The 23,617-nt window shown below is 44.2% G+C and carries 23 protein-coding genes; 14 read left to right on the forward strand and 9 right to left on the reverse strand.

Annotated elements, in window-relative coordinates:
- Positions 1-13: 13 nt before the first annotated feature.
- Positions 14-1,348: a sphingomyelin phosphodiesterase gene (locus AC3CHU_RS07100; protein ID WP_488525336.1), complete on the reverse strand. Its 1,335-nt coding sequence runs from the start codon at positions 1,346-1,348 to the stop codon at positions 14-16.
- A 401-nt stretch (positions 1,349-1,749) separates the two neighbouring features.
- Here AC3CHU_RS07100 and AC3CHU_RS07105 point away from each other — a divergent pair, with 401 nt between their 5' ends.
- A complete protein-coding gene (locus AC3CHU_RS07105; protein ID WP_004734880.1) occupies positions 1,750-2,271 on the forward strand; it encodes a DUF2058 domain-containing protein in 522 nt (173 codons plus the stop codon).
- A gap of 128 nt (positions 2,272-2,399) precedes the next feature.
- Here AC3CHU_RS07105 and AC3CHU_RS07110 read toward each other — a convergent pair whose 3' ends face one another.
- The 4 genes from AC3CHU_RS07110 to AC3CHU_RS07125 all read right to left on the reverse strand — a co-directional run bounded on the left by AC3CHU_RS07110 (position 2,400) and on the right by AC3CHU_RS07125 (position 6,783).
- Positions 2,400-2,621 carry a hypothetical protein gene (locus AC3CHU_RS07110; protein WP_102427808.1) on the reverse strand — a complete coding sequence of 74 codons (222 nt, stop codon included), beginning with the start codon at positions 2,619-2,621 and terminating at the stop codon, positions 2,400-2,402.
- A gap of 218 nt (positions 2,622-2,839) precedes the next feature.
- On the reverse strand, positions 2,840-4,312 hold the full coding sequence (locus AC3CHU_RS07115; protein ID WP_488525337.1) for an aerolysin family beta-barrel pore-forming toxin: 1,473 nt from the start codon (positions 4,310-4,312) through the stop codon (positions 2,840-2,842).
- A gap of 464 nt (positions 4,313-4,776) precedes the next feature.
- Positions 4,777-5,538, reverse strand: a complete 762-nt coding sequence (locus AC3CHU_RS07120) for a YdcF family protein (protein ID WP_488525338.1) — start codon at positions 5,536-5,538, stop codon at positions 4,777-4,779.
- Between the two features lie 360 nt (positions 5,539-5,898).
- Positions 5,899-6,783: a LysR family transcriptional regulator gene (locus AC3CHU_RS07125; RefSeq protein WP_488525339.1), complete on the reverse strand. Its 885-nt coding sequence runs from the start codon at positions 6,781-6,783 to the stop codon at positions 5,899-5,901.
- 132 nt (positions 6,784-6,915) lie between these two features.
- Between AC3CHU_RS07125 and AC3CHU_RS07130 the strand changes: the two genes are divergently transcribed.
- On the forward strand, positions 6,916-7,926 hold the full coding sequence (locus AC3CHU_RS07130; RefSeq protein WP_065205372.1) for an aldo/keto reductase: 1,011 nt from the start codon (positions 6,916-6,918) through the stop codon (positions 7,924-7,926).
- Between the two features lie 9 nt (positions 7,927-7,935).
- On the forward strand, positions 7,936-8,328 hold the full coding sequence (locus AC3CHU_RS07135) for a GlcG/HbpS family heme-binding protein (RefSeq protein ID WP_488525340.1): 393 nt from the start codon (positions 7,936-7,938) through the stop codon (positions 8,326-8,328).
- A 105-nt stretch (positions 8,329-8,433) separates the two neighbouring features.
- On the opposite strand, the gene AC3CHU_RS07140 is transcribed toward AC3CHU_RS07135, so the two are convergent.
- On the reverse strand, positions 8,434-9,807 hold the full coding sequence (locus tag AC3CHU_RS07140; protein WP_017077997.1) for an L-cystine transporter: 1,374 nt from the start codon (positions 9,805-9,807) through the stop codon (positions 8,434-8,436).
- A 184-nt stretch (positions 9,808-9,991) separates the two neighbouring features.
- Positions 9,992-10,687, reverse strand: coding sequence for an NAD-dependent epimerase/dehydratase family protein (locus tag AC3CHU_RS07145; protein WP_171312875.1), 696 nt, complete (start codon positions 10,685-10,687; stop codon positions 9,992-9,994).
- A 664-nt stretch (positions 10,688-11,351) separates the two neighbouring features.
- On the opposite strand from AC3CHU_RS07145, the gene AC3CHU_RS07150 reads away from it, so the two are divergent.
- The 9 genes from AC3CHU_RS07150 to btuD all read left to right on the forward strand — a co-directional run bounded on the left by AC3CHU_RS07150 (position 11,352) and on the right by btuD (position 20,261).
- Positions 11,352-11,963, forward strand: a complete 612-nt coding sequence (locus AC3CHU_RS07150; protein WP_488525341.1) for a flavin reductase family protein — start codon at positions 11,352-11,354, stop codon at positions 11,961-11,963.
- A 44-nt stretch (positions 11,964-12,007) separates the two neighbouring features.
- Positions 12,008-13,081 carry a nicotinate-nucleotide--dimethylbenzimidazole phosphoribosyltransferase gene (cobT, locus tag AC3CHU_RS07155; RefSeq protein ID WP_488525342.1) on the forward strand — a complete coding sequence of 358 codons (1,074 nt, stop codon included), beginning with the start codon at positions 12,008-12,010 and terminating at the stop codon, positions 13,079-13,081.
- Positions 13,081-13,887: an adenosylcobinamide-GDP ribazoletransferase gene (locus tag AC3CHU_RS07160; protein ID WP_488525343.1), complete on the forward strand. Its 807-nt coding sequence runs from the start codon at positions 13,081-13,083 to the stop codon at positions 13,885-13,887. The genes cobT and AC3CHU_RS07160 overlap by 1 nt, the downstream gene beginning before the upstream one ends.
- 9 nt (positions 13,888-13,896) lie before the next feature.
- Positions 13,897-14,517, forward strand: coding sequence for a bifunctional adenosylcobinamide kinase/adenosylcobinamide-phosphate guanylyltransferase (cobU, locus tag AC3CHU_RS07165; RefSeq protein ID WP_488525344.1), 621 nt, complete (start codon positions 13,897-13,899; stop codon positions 14,515-14,517).
- A 9-nt stretch (positions 14,518-14,526) separates the two neighbouring features.
- Complete coding sequence (gene cobC, locus AC3CHU_RS07170; protein WP_488525345.1) at positions 14,527-15,144, forward strand: alpha-ribazole phosphatase family protein; 618 nt, start codon at positions 14,527-14,529, stop codon at positions 15,142-15,144.
- Positions 15,145-15,284: 140 nt separating this feature from the next.
- Positions 15,285-17,081, forward strand: a complete 1,797-nt coding sequence (locus AC3CHU_RS07175) for a M3 family oligoendopeptidase (protein WP_488525346.1) — start codon at positions 15,285-15,287, stop codon at positions 17,079-17,081.
- A gap of 277 nt (positions 17,082-17,358) precedes the next feature.
- A complete protein-coding gene (locus tag AC3CHU_RS07180; RefSeq protein WP_065205363.1) occupies positions 17,359-18,387 on the forward strand; it encodes a succinylglutamate desuccinylase in 1,029 nt (342 codons plus the stop codon).
- A gap of 133 nt (positions 18,388-18,520) precedes the next feature.
- The gene (btuC, locus tag AC3CHU_RS07185) at positions 18,521-19,516 is read left to right on the forward strand and encodes a vitamin B12 ABC transporter permease BtuC (RefSeq protein WP_004734896.1); all 996 of its coding nucleotides are present in this window, start codon (positions 18,521-18,523) and stop codon (positions 19,514-19,516) included.
- Positions 19,503-20,261 (forward strand): vitamin B12 ABC transporter ATP-binding protein BtuD, encoded by a 759-nt coding sequence (btuD, locus tag AC3CHU_RS07190; RefSeq protein ID WP_488525347.1) that lies wholly within the window; start codon positions 19,503-19,505, stop codon positions 20,259-20,261. Before btuC ends, btuD begins: the two co-directional genes overlap by 14 nt.
- Before the next feature lie 52 nt (positions 20,262-20,313).
- On the opposite strand, the gene AC3CHU_RS07195 is transcribed toward btuD, so the two are convergent.
- Entirely contained in the window at positions 20,314-20,727 is a 414-nt protein-coding gene (locus AC3CHU_RS07195) for a RidA family protein (protein ID WP_017057425.1), read from the reverse strand.
- A 26-nt stretch (positions 20,728-20,753) separates the two neighbouring features.
- On the reverse strand, positions 20,754-21,689 hold the full coding sequence (locus AC3CHU_RS07200) for an NADP-dependent oxidoreductase (RefSeq protein WP_488525348.1): 936 nt from the start codon (positions 21,687-21,689) through the stop codon (positions 20,754-20,756).
- 184 nt (positions 21,690-21,873) lie between these two features.
- Between AC3CHU_RS07200 and AC3CHU_RS07205 the strand changes: the two genes are divergently transcribed.
- Positions 21,874-22,800: a LysR family transcriptional regulator gene (locus AC3CHU_RS07205; RefSeq protein WP_488525349.1), complete on the forward strand. Its 927-nt coding sequence runs from the start codon at positions 21,874-21,876 to the stop codon at positions 22,798-22,800.
- A 165-nt stretch (positions 22,801-22,965) separates the two neighbouring features.
- Entirely contained in the window at positions 22,966-23,325 is a 360-nt protein-coding gene (locus tag AC3CHU_RS07210) for a DUF6559 family protein (protein ID WP_488525350.1), read from the forward strand.
- The last annotated feature ends 292 nt before the right edge of the window (positions 23,326-23,617 follow it).

Genomic DNA, 23,617 nt, shown 5'->3' on the forward strand with positions numbered 1-23,617 from the left:
TTGGTTCACCGAGTTACTTGATGACAGCGCTAACAGGGAAGTGGTCTGAAAGGTTGTAGTGCTTCCATAACTTACTGCTTGTTGAGCGAGGAACATCAACGCGGTTATTGTTGTGAGTTTTTTGTGCGTACTCCGAACTCACCACTACGTAATCCAAGTATTCGACGTTTTCCCCGCCAGACATAGGTTCGCCCGCAAAGTTGTTGATGCGTGGGTCAAAGGTAGACGCGGTGTAACCTGAATATTGTGGTTCATCAGCCTGCAGGTTAGCGAACATTTGTTGGTAGTCGCCTGGGAACTTCAGCTTGTTCACGTTGAAGTCACCGCTGTATACCACCGTTTCTGATGCTGGGATATTCAGAGATTGAGCAAGCTGACGCATCTGTTTAAATTGACGCTGTCGGTAGTCACGAGCGGTATCCGTATCGAACGACGCGGTGTGAGTGCCAAACACATGGTAAGCCTGACCATTTTTGATGACCTCAGCGTAATTCACGCCCTTATCAGCGAAACAATCTGTGCCTGTACAATCAGGGAACACGTATTGCGCTTCGTTGACAATAGGGTAGCGGCTCACAATGACCACGCCACCGTCATAGATGTTAATCCCATCTTTATCGAGCATTTTGGTTTGGTACGGGTATTCTTTTGCAAGTTCACGCAAGAATTCATCTCTGCCGTTAGCAAACACCTCTTGTAGCGCCAACACGTCGTAGCCTTTTACATATTGAGGGAGAAGATCGTAGCGGTCACCAATATGCGAAGCGATGGCAGGCAGCGCCCAGATGTTATAGGTCATGACTTTGAGTGTATTGGCATCCGGCTCTGGTTGCTCATCTACTTTGGTTGGGGTGATGGTGTAATAAATATCATCGTAGCGCGCCGTAGAATCGGCTTTAAGTGCAAGCTCTGCATTGGCCCCGAATGCATCGGTTGTGCTGCGATGAATATTACGATCGTCATGCAGCGTTAGGTTGACGTCTGCGGCACTTAAACCATGTTGCAGTGTCGAGTTGTACCAATGACCTTTCATGGTTTGGTTGAGCGTGACACTCTCTCCCACAGCGTTCGATACTACAGTGTCAAACTCGTAGGTCTTCCCAGATTTCACACCAGTCCAGCGATTGAAACTGATCAGCTTCTTCGTCTCCCAAGGGCCAATCTGTTCAACATGCTGTTGCCACTCATCACCGAATTGAAGCTGGTCAGTACCTGTGTGATTGGTTTGAATCGTCATTACTTGGCTAGTGTTATTGGTCAGGTACACATCGGTATCTGCAATAGCCGAGGTTGAAATGAATGAAGCTGATGCAAGTAATGCACTCAGGCAAGTCCATTGAGTTTTCATTTTCACGTTATCCTTACTGATTGGTTTAAAGAATAACGTAGTAAAGAGTTATGACATTGGAGTTATAACTCTATCAGAATTATCCAAATATTAGATATATGCCATGGTTTTATAAATTCGATTACTCATTGATAATTAACATATTGCTTTGTCGGAATGATAAGTGATACGCGCGCACGCTAACAAATAGAGGAACGATTTGGGTTTGAGGGTAAGTCATTAGTGGTTGTTTTCGTGGAAATCATAGGTCGGTAAATAACCAGAAATGGATGCTGTGAATCACGATAAGGAATAACGCTAACCGCCTTGCTCTATCAGCAAAAATTTTGCCATTGTTCAGTAAACAGATTCCTCAAAAACAGGTATGATAGTGTCGTTTTTAATCCTGAACTGGGAAAGTCATGGCAAAGTTAACACTCCAAGAGCAAATGCTTAAAGCTGGCTTGGTAAATGAGAAAAAATTAAAGAAGGCGAAAAAAGGCTCTAAAAAGTCTCGCGTTCAGTCTCGTGAAGCAAAAGCGGCAGCAGAAGAAACTAAACTGGCGCAGCAAGCGAAAGACAAAGAGTTAAACCAACAGTTGAAAGAACAGCAGTTGAGCAAAGAAATTAAAGCTCAAGTGAAGCAACTGATTGAGATGAACAAGATCGAACAGAAGAATGGTGAGATCAAATACAACTTCACCGATGGTACGCTAGTTAAATACCTTTACGTAGAAGACCTGACTCAAAAGCAACTAAGTAAAGGTATTCTAAGTATCGCGCGTCAAGGCGAAAGCTATGTTGTTATTCCTACTGCGGTAGCGAACAAGATCGCGATGCGTGATGAAGAATCTATCGTTGATACTCAAGCTTCAAGCTCTGATGAAGTAGACGAAGATGACCCGTACAAAGACTTCGTGATCCCTGATGATCTAATGTGGTAATCCGTTTTACCTAGCTCCATTCTAATGGCTAGCTAAGTTTACAGGATCTAAGAATGCAGCGAACAATCACTCGATTGGCGCTGCATTTTTTTTTGCGCGAAATGACTTCAACAAATCTTGAATAACGCTTAATGTTCTGACATGCCGTAAACAAGGCTACCATTGGCACTTGCATGCTCGATAAAATCGGTATTAGCGCGCTGTTCGTGTTGGTCATAGCCATCGAAGTAACAGTCGCCAATTTCATTGCGCGGGCAAACGTGAATGTGGTCTTTGATGACCAGTTCGGTAGAACAACATGGGCAATGTCTTATATGTCCAGTGAGTCCCGTAGATCTATTTGGTTTCATACATCCTCCTGATAGGCACTGTAATCTAATTGCCTATTTGCACCTTAAGTTACGCAAATTAGTGTGTCGTTATGATTTCACTTTTAAGTCAGTGAAAAACGATTCAGAGAGTGAATACCTAGGCATCAATGCAGATGTTCGACCGAGAGAATATAAGGCGAATCAAGCCCAGAGCAGGCGCAATGGGCTTGGAATAACAGATGACACTTTCTATGGGGTTATTTCTGCATTGGGGTAAGCGTTAGCTGAGCGCTGTTATAACCCAGTTCTGCTAGGGCTGCAGGGTCGAAGTCAGTCAGAACTTCGATGTCACCCGCGTAGTAGGTTGTGTAATCGCCTGAAAGTGTCATGGCATTAAATGAATCAACAGAATGCTCAGCGCCGATATCTATCATCCCTGAATATTGAGATTCAGCACTGAATTGACCAGACACGTGAGAGTAGAACGGACGCACACTGGCACCTGCGGCATATTGCATGCTACTCAGCCCATTTGTGTTGATTACCCAACTCCAGTCCCACCATTTCATTTCACCAGGTATATAGCGATGGTCCCATTGGTAGCGAATATTGGCTTGCTTTTCGCTGTTGGTGCCCATCGTAAAGGTGTGCGAGACAGTAGGGCGGTTTGTTGGGTGGGAGCTTAGCGCATTGCCGCTATAACGGAGGAAACCTGTGAAGTTCACGTCGTAACTCATGCTCGTTTTGATACGGTATGGGTATGAAATGGTAGAGCGCAAGAACTCAACCTGAAAGGGAAGTACTGAGTTCGCTGGTACAGTGATGATGGCTTGTAGGTCAGTCGGCTCAAAGCGAGAGCCACTGTTGGTATCAGAGAAGCGCTGGCCTTCTTCTAGCACGACTCTTACCTCTGTTTTTCGAACTTGCGGCCAATGAAAGGTCTCATCAATGACGACTGAATCAGCAAGGTCGAAGCGCTGTGTTTTACTCCATTGTGTTGATTGCTTAAAATGAAGGTCAACGACGATTTGTTTCGGCTGATCAGTCTTGTTAATAGCATAAGCTGTAAGGGTGTTGACCAGCTCTTGGTTAGTTTCTTCTACCGAGCCGTGCCAAAACGCAGTGTTATCGAGTACGTAAGAGAAGTTATCGACAGTGATGGTTGTCTTCTCATTACAACGCTCACCGGTACAGCTTCCATTGTTATTCCCTTTGATCTCCCAACCATTGTTAAGCGGTTTTATTGCCATATCTTGACCGACGTAACGCCCGTTATTACCGCTAACCCAAGCGTACCCAAGACTGTGAGCTAAGTAACTTAGCGGCCTGATAAAGTTCGTGTCGTCATTGACTAAAGCTCGTTGAACTTCAAGGTTACTGTTCTCTTGAATAGCTTGTGCTTCGTAGTATGGCAAGCCCGCTTCTGGTGTATTGGGGTAGCACCAGGTTTTGTCGCTTGGTTGACCTGGTTTAATGAGGCCATGATAGCCGGAGCCCATGATCACCCAATCATGCTGAAGGCCAACAACGTCCCAAACATTCATACGGGATATCAGTGCTGTTTTATGTTCTTGAGCTTCTGAATTGTTGAGAGCGCGATAGTCGAAACGACAGATATCTTCTCCAAGTTTATCTAAGACGATTTGGTCTGAGTATATCTTCGCATGAGCAGTAAAAGAGATTACCGATAGGGCAGTGCTAAATAGAATGGTTCTACTGACGTTAATCATTAATAAGTTCCTAAATGCCATTATTTGGCTATTTTTATTAGAATCGAGTTATTAGATTTTATTGATATTATTTAAAGCCGAGGGTTACTAGCGGGGTGTACTCTGTCATATAAAACAATGCCAAAAATACTGAAATGAATTGAAAATAAATACTTATAATTATCAGCTAGTTATGTTGATTGGATTGTTGTTTTATAAAGGGTTATTGCGATTGTTTTCAATTAGTTTCAACTATCAAAATATTAGGTGGTTGATTGTTGAACGTTTATATTTTCGTAGCCTGCTATTTGGAAAATTGGCTGAGTGATTAGCTAGCAGGAATGGTTGCCGAACGGCAAGAACAGACGTAAATGAGAATAAGAAATGGTGTTGTGATAGGCAGGATCAAAAAATGCAGCCAATAACCTTTCGGTTGTTGCTGCATCTTTGTTTTATATGGCTCTAGTTAACTCAATTGAACATGTTTAAGCATCACCTGGCTGTTCGCGTTTACTGTTCCAACCCATAAAGTTGTAGATGTTGTAACGAGCAAAGCCTATCTGTTCATGCAAAGCAAAATCTGTGACCGCAAAGTTGTACCATAGTGGCAACCACGAAACTTGAGCTGCCATATAATCGGCTCTTACTGGAATAACATTTAAGCCGAAGTGGTTGAAGTAGAGCTCGCTGCGACGAATATGCAGGCCAGACGAAACTAACACAATGTTATCGAATTTATGATGCTTCATTAGGTCACTAGTGAGCTGTGCATTCTTCCAAGTGTTTACGCTATTTGGCTCTTGAATGATGTCACGTATTGGAACGCCAAGTCTCAGCAATTGTTGTTGATAAACTTCTGCTTCAGTTACACCATTATTTTGTGCATCGCCACCACTGATGATAACTGCGCATGTGGTTTGGGTTTTGGCGCAATCTTTATATTGGCTTGCCGCTTCGTTGATTCTGCCGAAAGAGAAAAAGGCTGGCTCGAACTCTTGCGTGCTTTTAATTAACTGCGTTCCCGCACCCAGAAGAACAATAGCGTTATTGTCAGACCATTGGATATCAGGCTTACTTTCGTAATCGGCTTGTAGGTCGTTCAGTAAGTAACGAGGAATTAAGCCTGAACCAATCAACACAAATGACGATATAAGAACAAGAGATAAAAACAGAGAGGTTTTTCGCCACTCAAGTAAACGTGTAAAGCCTACGAATAGCAGAAGAAGTAATAATATAATAAAGCTCATGAGGATCCTGTTATCGAACTGGTGCCAAGATGATGTGACATACTGAAGCGGTGCATCATATATCAGTTATGTTAATCATTCATAGATAACTCATTGTATTATTGAACAAATGCACGATTTCTTTCTATCAAGAACAATCATCGATGAGAGCATTCGAAAAAAATCGCTTTATTATTGTTCGATAATCCCATTCTAAATATAGGTATATAAATCAAGAAAGTTATTTAAACCTTATTTCGTGTTATTTGATCTATCTGTTCATCGGTTTCCGTTTTTTCAACTCGTTAACTCAGCTTTCATATTCTTAAACTACCAAATCTTCAAGATCTTAAATGATCTAGCTCTCCAGTTTTCAAGCTCTTAAATTATCAAGCTCTCAAAGTAATGCTGAACAAATTTAACGAACACTTGGTGTTTCTTTGCAGGATAAATAACTTGCGGATAGAAAAGATAAATACTGTTGCCTTGTTGCAGGCATTCATCAGGCAGCACTCGCTCTAATTCTCCAAGCTCGACCTCTTTTGCGACGTAATAACTTGCGATACGGATGATGCCACTGCCCGCCATAGCTTGTTGCTTAAGTAAGTGGTTGTCATTACTTGAAAGCCAGCCGGACACATCAATATTTGCCGATTTTAAAGGCCACTCGGTTTGGTGCAGCGTTGCTAAGCATTGATGGTCATTTAAGTCGTTGGCATTGTTGGGGCGGCCAAATTGATCAAGATAGCCGGGAGTCGCGACTAAATCATGCTGATAGCTAATCAAGTGTTTCGCCACCATGTTGTCAGGTGGCGTATTGGTGGCGCGAAACGCGATATCGATATCATCTTGGTTGAGATTAAAGTTGGTGTAGCTACTGTTTATCTCGAAGCGGATCTCAGGGTATTGTTGCCTAAACTGTTGGCAGATATCGAATAGATATACCTCAGTAAACATCTTTGGCGCAGTGAGGCGTAATAGACCTTTTACGATGTCATGTTGCTCCGAAACGCTGCGTTCAAGCTGTAAGACTTGCGAGCGAATCTCTAAGCCTTGTTGTAACGCGCGGTCGCCTTCTTGGGTTAAACGAACACTGCGTGTGGTTCTGACCAAAAGCGGGCACTGTAAGTCGTTCTCTAAACGTTTGATCTGCTCAGAAAGGTAGCTCTTAGAGATACCGAGCTTTTCGGCTGCCTTGGTAAAGTTGAGTTGCTGAGCAAGTTCTACAAACAGGATCAGTCGTTCTATTCTTTTGTGTTCGTTCATTTGCGCGTTCCTACCTATCTATTGTTCGTCATATCAAACAATCATTTCGTAACTAGCATATTCTGTTTTTTAAAAAGAACAATATGATAGAGGCATATTTCTGGTCAGCAAATCTTCTAAGCGAGAATCGATATGACGAACAGCATTGAATCTACAAACAAAACGAATGAGAAAAAGAGTATCCCGTTATCAAATTATTTGCCGAATGTCGGCCAAGTTGCCTATGGCTGCATGGGGTTAGGTGGTGGCTGGAATGATAATCTAGTGACAAGTGCGGATGTTGCTCAAACACGAAGCGTAATCGACACAGCATTAGAATCGGGTATTAATTTATTCGACCATGCGGACATCTATACCTTCAGCAAAGCCGAGCAAGCCTTTGGTCAAGCATTACAACAAGCGCCTGAACTGAGAGAGCAGATGTTCATTCAATCTAAGTGTGGGATTCGTTTTGAAGGTGAGGGCAATGTTGGTCGTTATGATTTCTCGGCTGATTGGGTAAGCCAATCGGTAGACGGTATTCTCAACCGATTGAATACTGAAAAACTCGATGTGCTGCTATTACATCGTCCTGATCCTCTGATGGAACTTGATGAGCTGGCAAGAGTGTTAGAGCACTTAAAAGCGCAAGGTAAGGTCGATTTCTTTGGTGTGTCGAACATGAACAGCCACCAAATTCAGTACCTACAATCTGCGCTCGGGCAGCCCATTGTCGCGAATCAAATTGAGATGAGCTTAACCAAGCTGGATTGGTTGAATGATGGGGTGATGATTAACTCGCAAGGGCATCATCAATCAGATTTCGCCGCAGGCACACTAGAACATTGCCAAATGAATAACATCCAACTGCAAGCTTGGGGCTGTTTGGCACAAGGTCGATTTGCTGAGCAAGGTTTGTATTCAGAACATGAAAACGTGAAAAAGACGGCGCACTACGTGGCTCAGTTAGCGAACCAATATGGGGTAGAAAGTGAAGCGATTGTGTTGGCATTTTTGCTTCGTCACCCTGCTCGTATCCAACCTGTTATTGGCACCACAAACCTAGAGCGAATCAAAGCTTCATCAGTAGCGACTCAGATAAGTCTGTCTCGTGAAGAGTGGTACAACTTATACGTGTACTCACGTGGTCAAGCACTGCCATAAGGAATGAACATGTTGAATCAAAAGATCGCACAACAGTTGGTGTCTAACGCTCTCGATATTGCTGAGCATCATCAACAAGCAATTGCGGTGAGCGTGTGTGATACGCACGGAGAGTTATTGGCGTTTATTCGCATGGATAATGTGAGCGTACAAGCCGGGTTGTTAGCACAGAACAAAGCTTATACGTCTGCAAGAGACAGGCAGCCAAGTGGTAACTTAGGTGTTTGGGCGAGAGAAACTGGTAAAGACTTAAGTTACTGGACCGACTCAAAGATCACTGGCTTTAAAGGCGGTGTTCCCATTGAGATAAAGGGGCAGGTGATTGGCGCAATTGGCATCAGCGGATTGAGTGAAGATGACGATGAAGCGCTCGCCGAAAAAGTGATCCAACGAGTGCTCTAAGCGCTGTTGCTTGTGAAGTAACTGAAGCTAGATACAACAGATAATAAAAAACCGATGCATGTGCATCGGTTTTTTTGTTTAAAGAGACTCAAGTTAATGAATCCATTAAGCGTTCGCTTGTTCTAGATCCTGTTGCTTGTCTTTCTTACCCAATAGGCGACTTGTGATCGTACCCGCTGTCATTGCACCAGATACGTTAAGCGCTGTACGTGCCATATCGATAAGTGGTTCGATAGAGATAAGCAGTGCTGCAATCGTTACTGGAAGCCCCATAGCGGGTAGCACGATAAGTGCCGCGAATGTTGCACCGCCACCCACACCCGCGATACCGAATGAGCTCACTGTAATGATAGCAATTAGAGACAGAATGAAGTTGATGTCCATTGGGTCGATACCAACCGTAGGCGCAACCATGACTGCTAGCATTGCAGGGTAGATACCCGCACAACCATTCTGACCAATCGTCGCACCGAAAGTAGCAGATAGGTTAGCAATCGCTGGTGGCACATTTAGCTTAGTGATTTGAGCTTCAACGTTCAGTGGAATCGTTGCAGCAGAACTACGTGAAGTGAAAGCGAACGTTAGGACCGGCCAGATTTTTTGGAAGTACTCTTTCGGGTTTACACCAACAAAAGAGACCAACACACCGTGAACGACGAACATCAGGATGATTGCGACGTAAGAAGCAACGATGAAACCCAGTAAGCTTAGGATGTCAGAAGCACTTGATGTTGCTACAACTTTCGCCATTAACGCAGCGATGCCGTATGGCGTGAGTGCCATAATCATCTTAACTAAGCGCATAACGATAGATTGCGCAGCGTCAACGAAAGTACGGATCGGTGATTCTAGCTCTTCTTTCTCAGCCATTACTTTACGAGCAGCAATACCTGTTAGAACGCCGAAGATAACAACCGCAATGATAGACGTAGAGCGAGCGCCCGTTAGATCTGCAAACGGGTTAGTCGGAATGAAACTAACCAGCATTTGTGGAATGGTTAGGTCTGAAACACTTCCCATGCGGCTTTCTAGTGTTGCAATACGAGCTGTTTCGCGCGCGCCCTCTGTTAAGCCTTCAGCAGAAAGGCCGAATGCTTGAGCCACTGCAATACCAACAATCGCAGAGATCGCTGTTGTTGCGAGTAATACTGAAATAGTGATACCAGAAATCTTGCCCAGTGAACCGCCTTTTTCAAGCTTCACTACAGCCGCAATCATTGAAACCAAGACTAATGGCATGATTACCATTTTAAGCAATCCAACGTAACCACGACCAACGATGTTTACCCAGTCTAGTGTCTCTTTGATGATGGGATTGCCTTCACCAAATAGCAGCTGTAGACCAAGGCCAAATGCACTACCAAAAACTAAACCGAGTAAAACGAGGCGAGAAAGTGTGTTTTCTTTTTTCTGCTGTCCGTAGAGAAAAAAGAGGATACCAGTGAATACCGCTAAGGCAGCGATAGCTGAAAATGACATTTGTTTTCCTTATGAATAGCTCTAAATCAATTAAGCACCTAGATGTATAGGTGTCAGTACTGCTGCTAAAATAACGTTCTGTTACAAAACGTAAAATAAGGAAAAGTAATTTATTAGAACGATTAGTAATATCCACTCAATGGGATGGGTGGATATTCAACATTGTGATGAATAGGTGAGCTTTTTAGCGATATTTTGCCAATAAATTGAGCATGTCACTTGACGAGTAAATTTCGGTATTTTTAAAATTATTTTCGAATAATCGGAACAACATTGCCTTCGCTACGTCTTCCGCTTGAATAGGGCGTAGGTTTTTGAACTGACCAAACATAAAGGGAGAGACTAAAGGAAAGATGCTTTGCAGGAGTTTTTCATCGGCTCTTGGTTCATCACGTTCACCAACCAGCGGCCCCGGACGTGCGATGAAAAGCTGCTTGAAGCCAATACGTTTTAAGTTTTGCTCCATTTGCCCTTTGCAACGAAGGTAGTGTGAATAAGAATCTGGTGAAGCGCCATAGCTCGAAACAACGGCAACGCGTTGTACCCCAAGAAACTTCATCGACTGTGCAACCTGGCTAACCAATTCAACATCGACTTTGCGAAGTGCTTCTTTTGATCCTGCCTTTTTCTTAGTCGTACCTAAGCAGATAACGCCAAGTTTAGGCGTCGCATTCGTATCATCCCAATTCGTGACTTGCAGGTCATTATGAATGAGTGTGTGGAGTTTATTGGAGTCAAATTGTGCATGGAGTGATCTTCGGGATAACGCATAGATATTGTCGACCGCGGGCTCATCAATGAGCTGCCTCATCACATGATGACCAATTAGCCCTGTTGCACCAGCCACAACAACCGATGTTTTGTCTCCAGCAATGCTCATTCTAATCCCTTATTCACTCCACAAGTGCTTGTTTAATATAAACAGTGTTTGAATTTTAAGCGAATAAAAGTTTGTTAAACGAGTGGTCAGTAGTGTGTGGGGAGTCACCTGTTTATGGAAAAAGAGATGATTTAGTTTGGCTTGACGCATAAGTACGGCGTTAAACATAACTAAGATGTTAAAAATAACAAAGCCCGCTGGGCGACGGGCTTTGTTACTTACTTTGCTGCTCTCTAGGTGAAGGATAGTGGGATTTTCCTTACCTTTTTGCTGGTTTTCTTACTTGATTTATTTGGTTTTCTTTTACTTGAATTTGGAATCATTACACCTCCTAAATCGTTGTTTTGTTTTGTCTTTCAATCGATTGTCTTTCTTTGTGTAGCGTCAGTGTTGTGGTCATTCACTGTATGGGTACTTATCAATGGAGAGATTAATAAGTACTTTAGATAAAGCATAAACGATGCCAAAATGTAAGTTATTGATAAATCTATTATCAGTGTTGTTTGTGTTTTAGGGTTCGTCAATTTGATTGTCAATTTGAGAAAAACTCAGCGAGATCTGTTTAAATTAAGAACACTCTCTACGGTTTCTATTGATTAGGCATAGATACAGCATTGCTTAACACGTAAACTGAGTCGTAATTCACATAGACCAAGGACGTGCTATGAACCTCAAGCTTGATACTCTTGCTCCTACTCAGATTTATCACCTGATGACACAAACTGTTGTGCCTAGGCCTATTGCGTGGGCATTGACGGAATCTTCTGACCAAGAGTACAACCTCGCGCCTTTCTCTTATTTCACGCCTGTTTCCAGCAATCCGCCGTTACTGATGTTATCGGTTGGGAAGAAGCCATCGGGGGAAATCAAAGATACCACCCGTAATGCCCTTGAAACGGGTAAGCTAGTGATTCACATTGCTTCTTCAAGTTCTGCCGAAACAATGACAGCAACAGCAGCCACTCTTGATCATGGTGATTCTGAAGTCACCGCGAATGATATTGAGCTGGTTGAATTTGAAGGCTTTTCTTTACCAAGAGTAAAAGAGTGCGCGGTCGCTTTTGGCTGTACCTTGTACGAAGTAAAAGAAGTTGGAGAGGTGCCACAAAGCCTTATCTTTGCTCAAGTCGAAACCGTGTACATTTCCGAAGATGTGATCGATGAAGAGAGTGAACGTCTTAAGGTTGATGCGTTGGCATTGGACCCACTGTCTCGACTTGGTGGCGGTGAATACGCGACGCTTTCTAATGTGTTCTCTGTTGGTCGCCCAAAATAGCCAATCCTAAATTAACGTACCCAGAATAAGCGTTTTTAAAAACTATGTTAGATACCCAATACTCGCAGTTCATCCAACACCGAATTGACCAAAAAACCAAGCCACTCGGTGCGCTTGGCTTACTAGAAAAAGTCGCACATCAATTGGCATTGATTCAGAGCCAAGGCAAAGAAGCTGCGGTTGAACACATCGAATTGAATAAGCCAAGTATCATCATTTTTGCTGGCGACCATGGCATAGCAGATGAAGGCGTGAGTATTGCTCCAAGTGCCGTCACACAGCAGATGGTGTTGAACTTCTTAAGCGGTGGCGCGGCGATCAATTGCTTCTGTGCGGTGAATAATATCGATATCACGGTAGTCGATACTGGGATATTGTTGCCTGTGGAATCTGACAGTGACATGTTGATCTCTCAGCGCTTGGGTACGCGAACCAATAACTTTGCCAATGAAGCGGCAATGAGTTTAGAAACGGTTGAACGTGGCATTGAACTGGGTACAGAGCTTGTATCTAGAAGCATTTCGAATGGCACCAATATCATCATGTTTGGTGAAATGGGCATCGGTAATACCAGCAGCGCATCAGCGATCTTAAGTGCATTATCGAATCGTGCTGCAGCGGAGTGTGTCGGCCTAGGCACTGGCATCAACAATGAACAGCTTGCACGTAAAGTGGCTGTGGTTGAGCAAGGTGTCGCACGTTGCAAAGGTTTAGAGCTTAAAGGAGTGAAAAAGCTTAAAGGAGTGAAAAAGCTTAAAGATATTAAAGAGGTACTGGCACAAGTCGGTGGCTATGAGATCGTTCAAATGGTCGGTGGTTTTCTTGGCGCTTACCAGAACAGAACACCAATATTAGTCGATGGTTTTATCGTATCGGTTGCAGCGTATGTCGCGACTTTAATTGAACCGAATTGCCGTGATTACATGATCTTCGCTCATCGGTCTGAAGAGTCAGGGCACAAAATTCTATTAGAACTGCTAGACGCTGAGCCACTGCTCGATCTTGGATTGAGACTAGGTGAGGGCACTGGTGCTGCGCTAGCTATGCCCATTATTCGTGCGGCAGCCGAGTTCTATAACAACATGGCGAGCTTCGAAAGTGCTGGAGTCACTGTTTAATGAGTGATGCATCAGAAAGATCGTTGAAAGGCCGAGTTACTTATCAGTGGGAGCTGTTTGCGCTGGCAATGGGCTTCTTTTCTCGTTTGCCAATGCCGAAGAACACGCCCTATTCATCAGAGCGAATGAATCGTTCTGGGCGCTACTTTTCAACGGTTGGTTTGTTACTTGGTGTTCTTTGTGGCGGTGTGTTCTTGCTACTTGATGCCATATTGCCGAGTGCGGTGGCGATCTTTTTGATGATCAGTTTTAGCTTGATGCTCACTGGTGCTTTTCATGAAGACGGCTTAACCGATATGGCGGATGGTATTGGCGGCGGCATGACCTTAGAACGCCGTTTGACCATTATGAAAGACAGCCGAATTGGCACTTATGGCGCGTCTGCACTGGCTATGGCTCTGCTTGGCAAGTGGGTGCTATTGAATGAACTGGTGAACATGACAGCCTTGTTTATGGTTATCGTTACCAGTTATACCTTTAGCCGTGCAATTGCTGCGTCACTTATCTATGACATGCCCTATGTCAGCGATTTAGATACCAGTAAAAGTAAGCCATTGGCCAATAAGCAAACTAGGGGCGAACTTGTCTTTCTATTGCTTGTTGGCGTTCTGCCAAGCCTGTGGTTTGGTCTTGAATTCGCTTTGGTTTTATCTGTCGTCGCTTATCTGTTCAGAACTGGTTTCAAAAAGTGGTTAACGGCTCGAATTGGCGGCTTTACAGGCGACTGCTTGGGGGCCGCTCAACAGTTGATGGAGTTACTGATTTACCTTGTATTCATTACTGCATTTTACAATGGCTTTCTATAACGGTTTCCTATGACAAACACAAATCAAACTATTCAAGCTAATCAAATTAATCAAGCAAGTCAGCGAAACAGCCATCTGGTATTGGGCGGGGCTCGTTCTGGCAAGTCGAGTTTTGCAGAGCAACAAGCATTATGTGCGTTTGAAGCATGTTCAAATGGACGCCTCAATTATATTGCGACAGCGATATATCTTGATGATGAAATGCGAGAACGAATCACGCACCATCAACAACGTCGTGGCGAGCAGTGGATTGAGCATGAAGTACCCGTCGAGTTAGCCTCGAAACTGCAGTCTTTTGATCAAGATGATGTGGTGCTGATCGACTGCCTAACATTGTGGTTGAACAACATCATCTTTGAACTGGGTGATGACGCGACTAATGAACAAGTGGAAGCAGTGGTTGAAGCCTTGGTCAAAAGCGTAGAGCAAAGCCCAGCGCAAATTATCATGGTCTCTAACGAAGTCGGTTTAGGTGTGGTACCTCTGGGTAAAGTGTCGCGCTTGTTTGTCGACAATGCGGGGCGAATGAACCAAGCATTGGCTCGCGCAGTTGAACGCGTCACACTGGTCGCTGCAGGGTTACCACTGAGCTTAAAAACATCTAATCACTTGCTTGATACTCAAGGCTAGGTCGCACACATGGTCAATGGAACAACCAAAAACATCTACCTGCTAAGACATGGCAAAGTCGACGGAAAAGCTGCACTCAATGGTTTATCTGATGTGTTGGTTAACCCAAACCTTCAACAGCAGATTTGCGATGCGTTGGCTCAGTACGATGTCGCTTTCGATGGTGCTATTACCTCACCACTAAGACGATGCAGTGATCTGGCAAACCTATATGCAGAGCGTATGTCAGTGCCTTTGTCTGTTGCACCAGATTTTCAAGAAATGAACTTTGGTGAAGTTGACGGGGTCGCATTTGATGAACTTGAAGACAAGTGGGCGATGCTCGACACTTTCTGGCAAGATCCCGCAAACCATCAACTGACTGGTGCGGAAAGTTTACAGAGCTTCCATGACAGGGTAACTCAAGCTTGGTCGCAACTTTTGAATGATCCAAGTGACAATCTACTGCTGGTTACTCATGGTGGCGTAATTCGAATGTTATTGGCGCATTGCCTTGATATTGATTGGAAAAATCCGAGTCTCTATTCGAAGCTATCGATAGAAAACGCGTCGATAACTCATATTCAAGTCACTCAGTTCGCACAGAGTTTTATCAGTGTAAAGTCGATAGGGCTACCGCTTCTCTGAGTGTTAAAAATACACAGTTTTAAGAATTAACAATCTATTAGAACTGTAGATAGAAATAGAAATATAAATAGAAGTATAAAGCGGCGTTTACAGTCTCTATACCAGATTGGTATTACTACCTACGTGAAAGGAATTTAGTCATGACAACTCCAAGTTGGGATTTAAGCATTGCTTATCGCGATCTTGATGATGCAAAAATCGAACAAGACATCGAACTGATTCAACAGTGTATTGAACTGTTGTACCTGCATGTTGAAAAGCGTCATATTATCCTAGCGATGCAAAACGCCATTCAAACTTCTGAAGCGGCAGGCACGTTACTGAGCACGATCAACACCTTCGCTAATTGCCACGCATCGGTAGACGCGACGCACACAGAAGCCAAAGCACTACTTGGTCGTGTAGCGAAGCTGAACTCTGAAATGTCTCAAGCGTTCAGCCCTTACGAAGACACGCTAATTCACGCAGAACCAGAATTTATTGATGCAGTATTAGAGCATGAGAGCGCGGATGTTGCAGGGCAACGCTTTGCTATCGAAAGCTCACGTAAGTTATCAAGCAGTCGACTCAGTGTTGCTGAAGAGCAGTTATTAGCCGCGATGAAGGTTGATGGCCGTGACGGATGGGGGCGTTTATACGATAACCTAACCGGTTCTTTAAAACTGTCGCTAAAGCTGGACGGTGAAGATGAAGCTCTAGGCTTTTCACAAGCCGCGAGCCTGTTGTACGGCAGCGAATTCGACAAACAAGAACCGGCATGGCGCGCGGTCCAAGGTGCGATGAAAACGCATCAAGAGTCTTTTGCTTCGATCCTAAACGCATTGGCTGGGTGGCGACTGACTGAAAACAAAAAGCGCTCAAAAATAAGCGACGTACATTTCTTAGATCCAAGCCTACATGGCAGCCGAATTGTTCCAGAAACCCTAGACACTATGATGTCGGTAGCGAAAGCCAATCGCGCAGTAGGCCAAAAGGCGGGTCTGTTGATGGCAAGAGTTCACGGCTTAGATGAAATGAAGCCTTGGAACCATTTAGCCGCGATGCCACCGCTGGGTGACAGTGAATCTAAGGTCTATCCATTTGATGAAGCGATCGAAGTGATCAAAACCGCCTTCGCCGAAGTCAATCCAGAGATGGCAGATTTTGTCGCATTAATGGTTGAGAACGGCTGGATTGATGCCGCACCAGCAGCCAACAAACGTTTAGGCGCGTACTGCACTAAGTTTGCCGCGACACGCACGCCACTTGTGTTTATGACATGGAGTGGCAGTCGCTCTGACTTAATGACACTGGCACACGAGTTGGGCCACGCATTCCATAACTGGGTAATGAAAGACATGCCGTTGTGTCAAACTCGCTACCCAATGACGCTAGCAGAAACCGCTTCAATCTTCGCTGAAAACATCGTTCGTGACCACTTGTTACAACAAGCACAAACACGCAATGAGAAACTTGAAATGCTGTGGGAAGAGCTTTCTTCTTCTTTGGCATTAATGGTGAACATTCCCGTTCGTTTTGAGTTTGAAAAAGCGTTTTACGAGCAGCGTGAGAAAGGCGAGCTGACGGCTAAACAATTGTGTGACTTGATGGAAACAACTTGGAAAGAGTGGTACGACGATGCAATGACAGAAGCCGACCCTTATTTCTGGGCGAGCAAGTTGCACTTCAGCATCTCTCAAGTGAGCTTTTATAACTATCCATACCTGTTCGGTTATCTGTTCAGTAAAGGTGTTTACGCTCAGCGCGATGCGAAAGGTGAGCAATTCTACGGCGATTACGTGTCATTGCTTCGTGATACGGGCAGCATGATGGCGGAAGAAGTCGTTCAGAAGCACTTAGGAATGGACCTGACTCAAGCTGATTTTTGGCAACAAAGCATCGATATGGTCAAAGTTCAAATCGATGAATTTGAAAGATTGCTCGATCAGGAAGATTAATTGATCTCAATCTGTTCATGGCAGGTAAGAGCTGTGTTAGCTTACGTGGCTCTTATCTTGCTGACATGACTTGAGAAAAGCTGAGACAACCAAAATTGCTTTAAATAGAAAAAGTTATTTGGAACAGATGTCGGTTAGTAAAATCAGCAGGTAATACAAAAATATATGGGTAGTATTTGTGAGTGATAACGGAGTTTCTATTGATAAGTGCGATCCTAGCAACACAATTTCTATGTACAATTTATTAACATACGGCCGTGCAATTAAGGAGTAACGCATGACGAAGACCCTCTTTCGCCAATCATTTCTTTTTGACAGCCTAGATCTTGAGCAAGAAGTGGTTGCAGGACAGACCGTACTGAGTAACGGTGTTCAAATTAAGCTTCATCAACGCGGTGTATTGGAAGTGATTCCCGCTGAGTATAATTCTGAAACCAAGAACATCATCTTTTCAACAGGTGTTCATGGCGACGAAACTTCACCAATGGAGCTGATTGATAAGCTCATTGAGGATATTGAAACAGGCTTCCAAGTAGTGACAGCAAGATGTTTGTTCATCATTGCTCACCCAGAAGCAACCAATGCGCATACTCGTTTTCTTGATGTGAATATGAACCGTCTGTTTGATGAAAAACAGCACGAGAGTAATCGAGAAGTGGATATCGCGAAGAACTTGAAGTTCTTGGTTACTGAGTTTTACAAGGAAACGGTACCTGCCACTCGTTGGCACTTAGATCTGCACTGCGCAATCCGTTTGTCTAAGCATTACTCGTTCGCGGTGAGCCCTAAGGTTCGCCACGAAGTACGTAATAAAGAGCTTTTCGATTTCATCAACAGTGCCCACGTTGAAGCTGTGTTGCTGTCGAATGCACCAACGAGCACCTTCAGTTGGTACAGCGCTGAAAACTTTGAAGCGCAAGCACTGACAATGGAATTGGGTCAGGTCGCAAAAATTGGTGAGAACCAACTTGATAAGCTCACTGCTTTTGATTTGGCAATGCGTAACTTGATTGCTGAAGCTGAGCCTGAGCATCTGCCTAAGCGAACTATCATGTATCGTGTGAGCCGCACTATTGTTCGTTTGCACGATGACTTTGATTTCATGTTCTCTGATTCTGTAGAGAACTTTACCGCGTTCAAGCACGGTGAAGTATTTGGTCATGATGGTGATAAGCCATTGATGGCGAAGAATGAAAACGAAGCCGTGGTATTCCCGAATCGAAACGTGGCTATCGGTCAACGAGCGGCCTTAATGGTGTGCGAAGTTGAAACGCGATTCGACCACGGTCAGCTTGTGTACGATTAATACCGTGTCGGGTTTAATCGACTAAAACAACTACTCAACTGGTTGAAATATCAAGGTTCACATTACGGTGTGAGCCTTGAGTTTATTTAGGGATACAGGTAAGGTTACGCGAACAATTTCAAAGTAGCTTGATATGGATTTCCAACAACTTCTTCACCAAAAACAGCGCAAATGGACCCGAGCCATTTATCTGATGGCAGCACTGCTTGTCGCGCTGAGTGCGATTTACCTAATGGTTGGCGATCTTTTCATTTCCCCTCTGGGCACCTTGTCCACGTTAGAACAAAAACTTCTGATTGATTTACGCTTACCTCGATTATTAGCAGCGATTGCGATCGGGGCAGGGTTAGCTGTATCTGGCGCAAGCTTACAAGTCTTATTGGGTAACGTATTAGCAGAGCCAGGTGTGCTCGGCATTTCTGGTGGCGCAAGTTTGGCGATGGTTATTGTACTGTTCTTCTTGCCGTTTGCTCCTACTCCAGAACTGTTCATGATTGCCGCCGTTTTAGGCTCACTCTGTTTTACCGTTATTCTGGTGAGCATGGTCAAAACGATGCGACTGACTACGGCCAAATTATTGCTGGTGGGCGTGGCGCTAGGTATTCTTTCTGGCGCGATGGTGACATGGGCTTTCTACTTTAGTGATGACCTTAGTCTTCGTTTACTGATGTATTGGCTGATGGGCAGCTTAGGTGGCGTTACTTGGTATCAACACTCGCTCACTTTAGTGATGATCCCCGTGATTATTTGGTTGTGCCTGCAAGGTAGTAAGCTAGATAAGTTAATGATTGGCGAGACTCATGCTGCACAGTTAGGCGTGAACGTTCCGAGATTACGCTGGCGCTTGATCTTCGCTGTGTCTATTTTAGTCGGCTGCGCGGTTGCCTTAGGCGGCGTGATCAGCTTTGTTGGCTTGGTTGTGCCACACTTGTTGCGCTTAGCGATTGGTACTGACAACCGATACCTTCTTCCTTTGTCTGCCGTTGCCGGTGCAGCATTGCTTGTATTTGCTGATATTTGTGCAAGAACTTTACTAGATTCAGCAGAACTACCCTTGGGTGTGATGACCACCAGTATCGGTGCGCCTATCTTCATTTGGATGTTAATTAAAAATCATGATTCAAATTAAGAGTCTGAGCGTCGGCGCTCGTCTATTACCACTATCATTTGAGCTCAAGCAAGGGCAGGTGACTCATGTCATCGGTCCAAATGGCAGTGGCAAAAGTACCTTACTCGAAGCGATATCTGGCGTTGGTGATGGCTACAAAGGTGATATAAAGCTCGACGGACAAGACTTGTCAGTATTATCACTGCAAGACTTGTCATTGCATCGTGCTTATCTTTGTCAAAGTGCAAGACCTGCCTTCAACTTGGAAGTGTTCCAGTACCTTGCGTTGTCACTGCCAAGTTCATCACACGGACTTGATATTGAAATCAACGCAGCTTTGGACGAAATCAGCCAGATGTTGGACATCACAGACAAACTCCATCGTTCAATTCAGACATTGTCTGGTGGTGAATGGCAACGCGTTCGTTTGGCGGGAATGTGCCTGCAAATTTGGCCGACGCTTAACCCATACGCGAAGCTGCTGATCCTCGATGAACCTGCAGCTCCATTGGATATTGCTCAAGAAGCCTTACTCTACAAGCTCATTGAACGAGTAGCAGCAAAAGGCATTGCGGTGATCATGGCAAACCACGATCTGAACCGGACCTTAAGACACGCCGACCAAGTATTGTTGCTCGACAAAGGCGTTTTACAAGCGTCTGGCAGTGCAGAACAAGTGCTTACACCTGAGCAGCTAGAGTCCGTGTTCAACACTGAAGTCAAAAGTATCTCAGTCGATAATCAAACTTATCTGTTGTTTGGTTAAGCCTTTATCGTTTGGGTAAGACGGTTGAATTTAGGGTTGGAAAGCTCGGCAGTTATCGGGCTAACATCATCTCATATTCAACCATCATATCTGGCATCCCTAAACGCTGAACATAGCGCAACGTGCCTGTCGCTGGTTTTACTTCAACATCCCCTAAAAACTCTTCCCAGACATGAGCAATACCTTCGAATTGTGCAGAGTTTACTTCGTTGGTAAATGTCCAATCCGTCCTGACAATGTCGTTAACACTAAAGCCAGCTTCTTCTAAGAATGCCTTCATTTGGTCTAAAATCAATCGTGTTTGAGCAACAGGATCATTAGGGTGTTGAGTGATAAAGTCCGGGTTACAGTCAGCATGTCCTGTCACAAAGAATACTTCGCTGAATTCACTTAGTTTCAGTCCCCAACTAAACGCATTGCTCATATCGGGTAGGTTCTTATTACGAAAAGCTTGTTTAATGGCCATTTTATATCCTCTCTACTTGATAGTGTTTACAGCGAAATTTCCAATACGATTTTGCCACGAGCACGTTTCGATTGACTTAACTCCTGTGCTTGAGCGGCTTTAGATAGTGGGAACACCTTATCGATGTTCACTTTAATTACGCCATCATCAATTAAAGCGGCAATACGTTGTAGATCTCTGGCATTGGGTGAAACCCACCAACGTTGAAAATTTACGCCTAGTTGCAGTGGTAATGCGCTTTCAATGTCATCTAATAGTGAAACTACGTTGCCACCTTTTCGTACGACTTCGAGTGAACGCTCCGCGATGCCATCACCCCCAACAGCGACGAGTACAGTATCTAACTCATCAACCTCGTCTTCAAAGCGTTGAGTTTGGTAATCAATGAATTGATCGACCCCTAAAGCCGTTAAGTAGGCTTTGTTGCTGGCTGATGCTGTTCCGATAACATAAGCACCGAGCGCTTTCGCTATTTGAACCGCAAAGCTGCCTACACCTCCGGATGCATTGTGAATAAGGACACGTTGACCAGCTTTGAGTTGGCAGCCTTCAACAAGTGCTTGCCATGCTGTTGTTGCGGCCAATGGCACAGCTGCAGCGGTCACGATGTCGAGAGACTTGGGCGCTCTTGCTACTAAATCACTATCGACAGCAAGATATTCGGCGTAGGCGCCTTGTTCAGAAATGGGCGCATATACATAGACCTGCTCCCCAAGTTTAAGGTTGCTTACATTGTTGCCTTTTTCGACAACTTGCCCTGCTGCATCCCAGCCAACAATGAGTGGCATTTCATGTTGACCGCTAGCCTGTAAGAATCCCTCTCTTACCATCCAGTCGACAGGGTTTACCCCCGCGCCTTGTACTTTGATCAGCACTTGATTTGGTGTGATGGTCGGTTTCGCTATATCGCCGAACGTTAAGTTCTGCGCACTTCCATACTCTTCTAAATACACGGCTTTCATCGTATTTCCTTATAAGTGAGTCATCTGATTTGTTTTTCTACCAGCGGGTTAATCTGTTTGTGGAACTCACTTTGCCCAACTTGTTACTTATCGTCTAATTGATGATTGGTATAATATGCATTGATTAATATGATGAGTTTGTCGATACTCATTCACTAACTCCCTGTGTAATTAGGCAAGTAAGATGGCTAATGTCGATCTGAATTTAATGGTTATTTTTGATGCAATCATGCAGGAAAGCTCGATTACCGTGGCCGCAGAACGATTGTCGATGACGCAACCGTCGGTATCGAACGCAGTCTCTCGAATGCGTCACGCTTGGAAAGATCCTTTATTCGTGAAACAAGGAAGAGGGATTCGCCCAACCCCTTACGCCGTCGAGTTGTGGAAAACGATTGGTGAGCCGTTAGAGGCAATACGGATTGCAACTGAGCGTGATGAGTTTCGTCCTGCGACGTTAAAGCGCACGTTTAGAATCGCAACCACAGATTGGATGGCAGACCTGTTTTGGCTGCCGTTAAAGCAACGAATAGAGCTTGAAGCGCCTGACGTTAATATTCACGCCGTACCTTACAACGTCAATGGAGAAAAGTTATTGCTCAGTGCCGATGTCGATATGGTTTTGGATTATTTCGAAGGCAACTCAGCTCAAGTTCAAACTCAACATCTGTTTGATAATCACTTTGTGTGCGCAATGCGTGCCGATCACGCGTTGGCCAGTGAAGAGCTATCGCTAAGTGCGTTTGCTAGCGCTGACCATTTGTTGCTCTCGTTATCAGGTGAAGCGACGGGCGGGGTAGACATGCTACTAGGACAGAAGGGAATGAAACGGCGCATCGCCATGACGGTGAACCACTGTTACTCCATACCTAAGTTGCTCATTAATACTGACATGATCACGACGATTCCATTGCCGATAATATCGGAGAGCGTGAGCAAGGGAGAACTGGTGATCAAGAAAACGCCATTCCTCATGCAGCCGGGGCCCATTTCAATGTTTTGGCATGTGCGGCATCAACGTGACCAAGGTACGTTATGGTTGCGTGAGAAAGTACTTAGTGTTCTGAATCATGGTTTACCTAAAAATTTACTTATTGATCCGTTTCAATGAGAAGCGGTGCAAAGTGTATTCGTCTCGAAATTGCCTTTTTGCATTGTTAATCAGTATATTACTGACGTTATATATTGAGCATCGTCATAAAGAGTGACATTCTAAGTGTTGCTCAAATCTGAACAACATTTGATGTGATATTTGTAAATTGAAAGAGGAACTAGAGTGTTTAGATATATTCAACGACGAAGAATCAAAAAGGTGATTAAGTTACTGTCTGCAAAGATGGTACAGAGTTACGGAAGCCGTGACTTTTTCTCGATTGGGCAAGTTGAAACCAGCGCTCATGAACTAAGTAAACGCCAACAACAAATCGCATTGTCTTTGTTTACGGATCCACAAGATCTTGATGTTGAATTGGTTCCCACTATCCAACTGTTACGTAATGATGTGTCTAACGACTTCTTCGGCGGCGAAGACTACACCGCACGTGATGTGCTCAACCTCTTGGGTGGAAGCGGCTGGAAGGGCGGTCGTATGGACGACGACATGTCACATCGCATGGGCATGCATAGCCGTTATTAATGCTCTTCTCATTATTTAACTTCCTGTATATCCCCAAAGCGGCTTAATCATAAAGTCGCTTTTTTATTCATTTTGAATGATGTTCCCTCAATCAACACAGAATACTGAAATGTCATAATTCGAAGCAACATCATCTATCTACAACGCATTTGTTTGAGTTGTGTGATGCTGATTCCTATCAATATAAAACCCGCTGTTATTGATAAAATTGACGTATATATTTTTCGTTGTTCTTTAAGTCAGAAACTATAAACCTTCGAATTACAGTGCTGGTTGGTTAGTAACCAATTGG

It is taken from the genome of Vibrio sp. QJM3NY_39 (assembly GCF_057785895.1).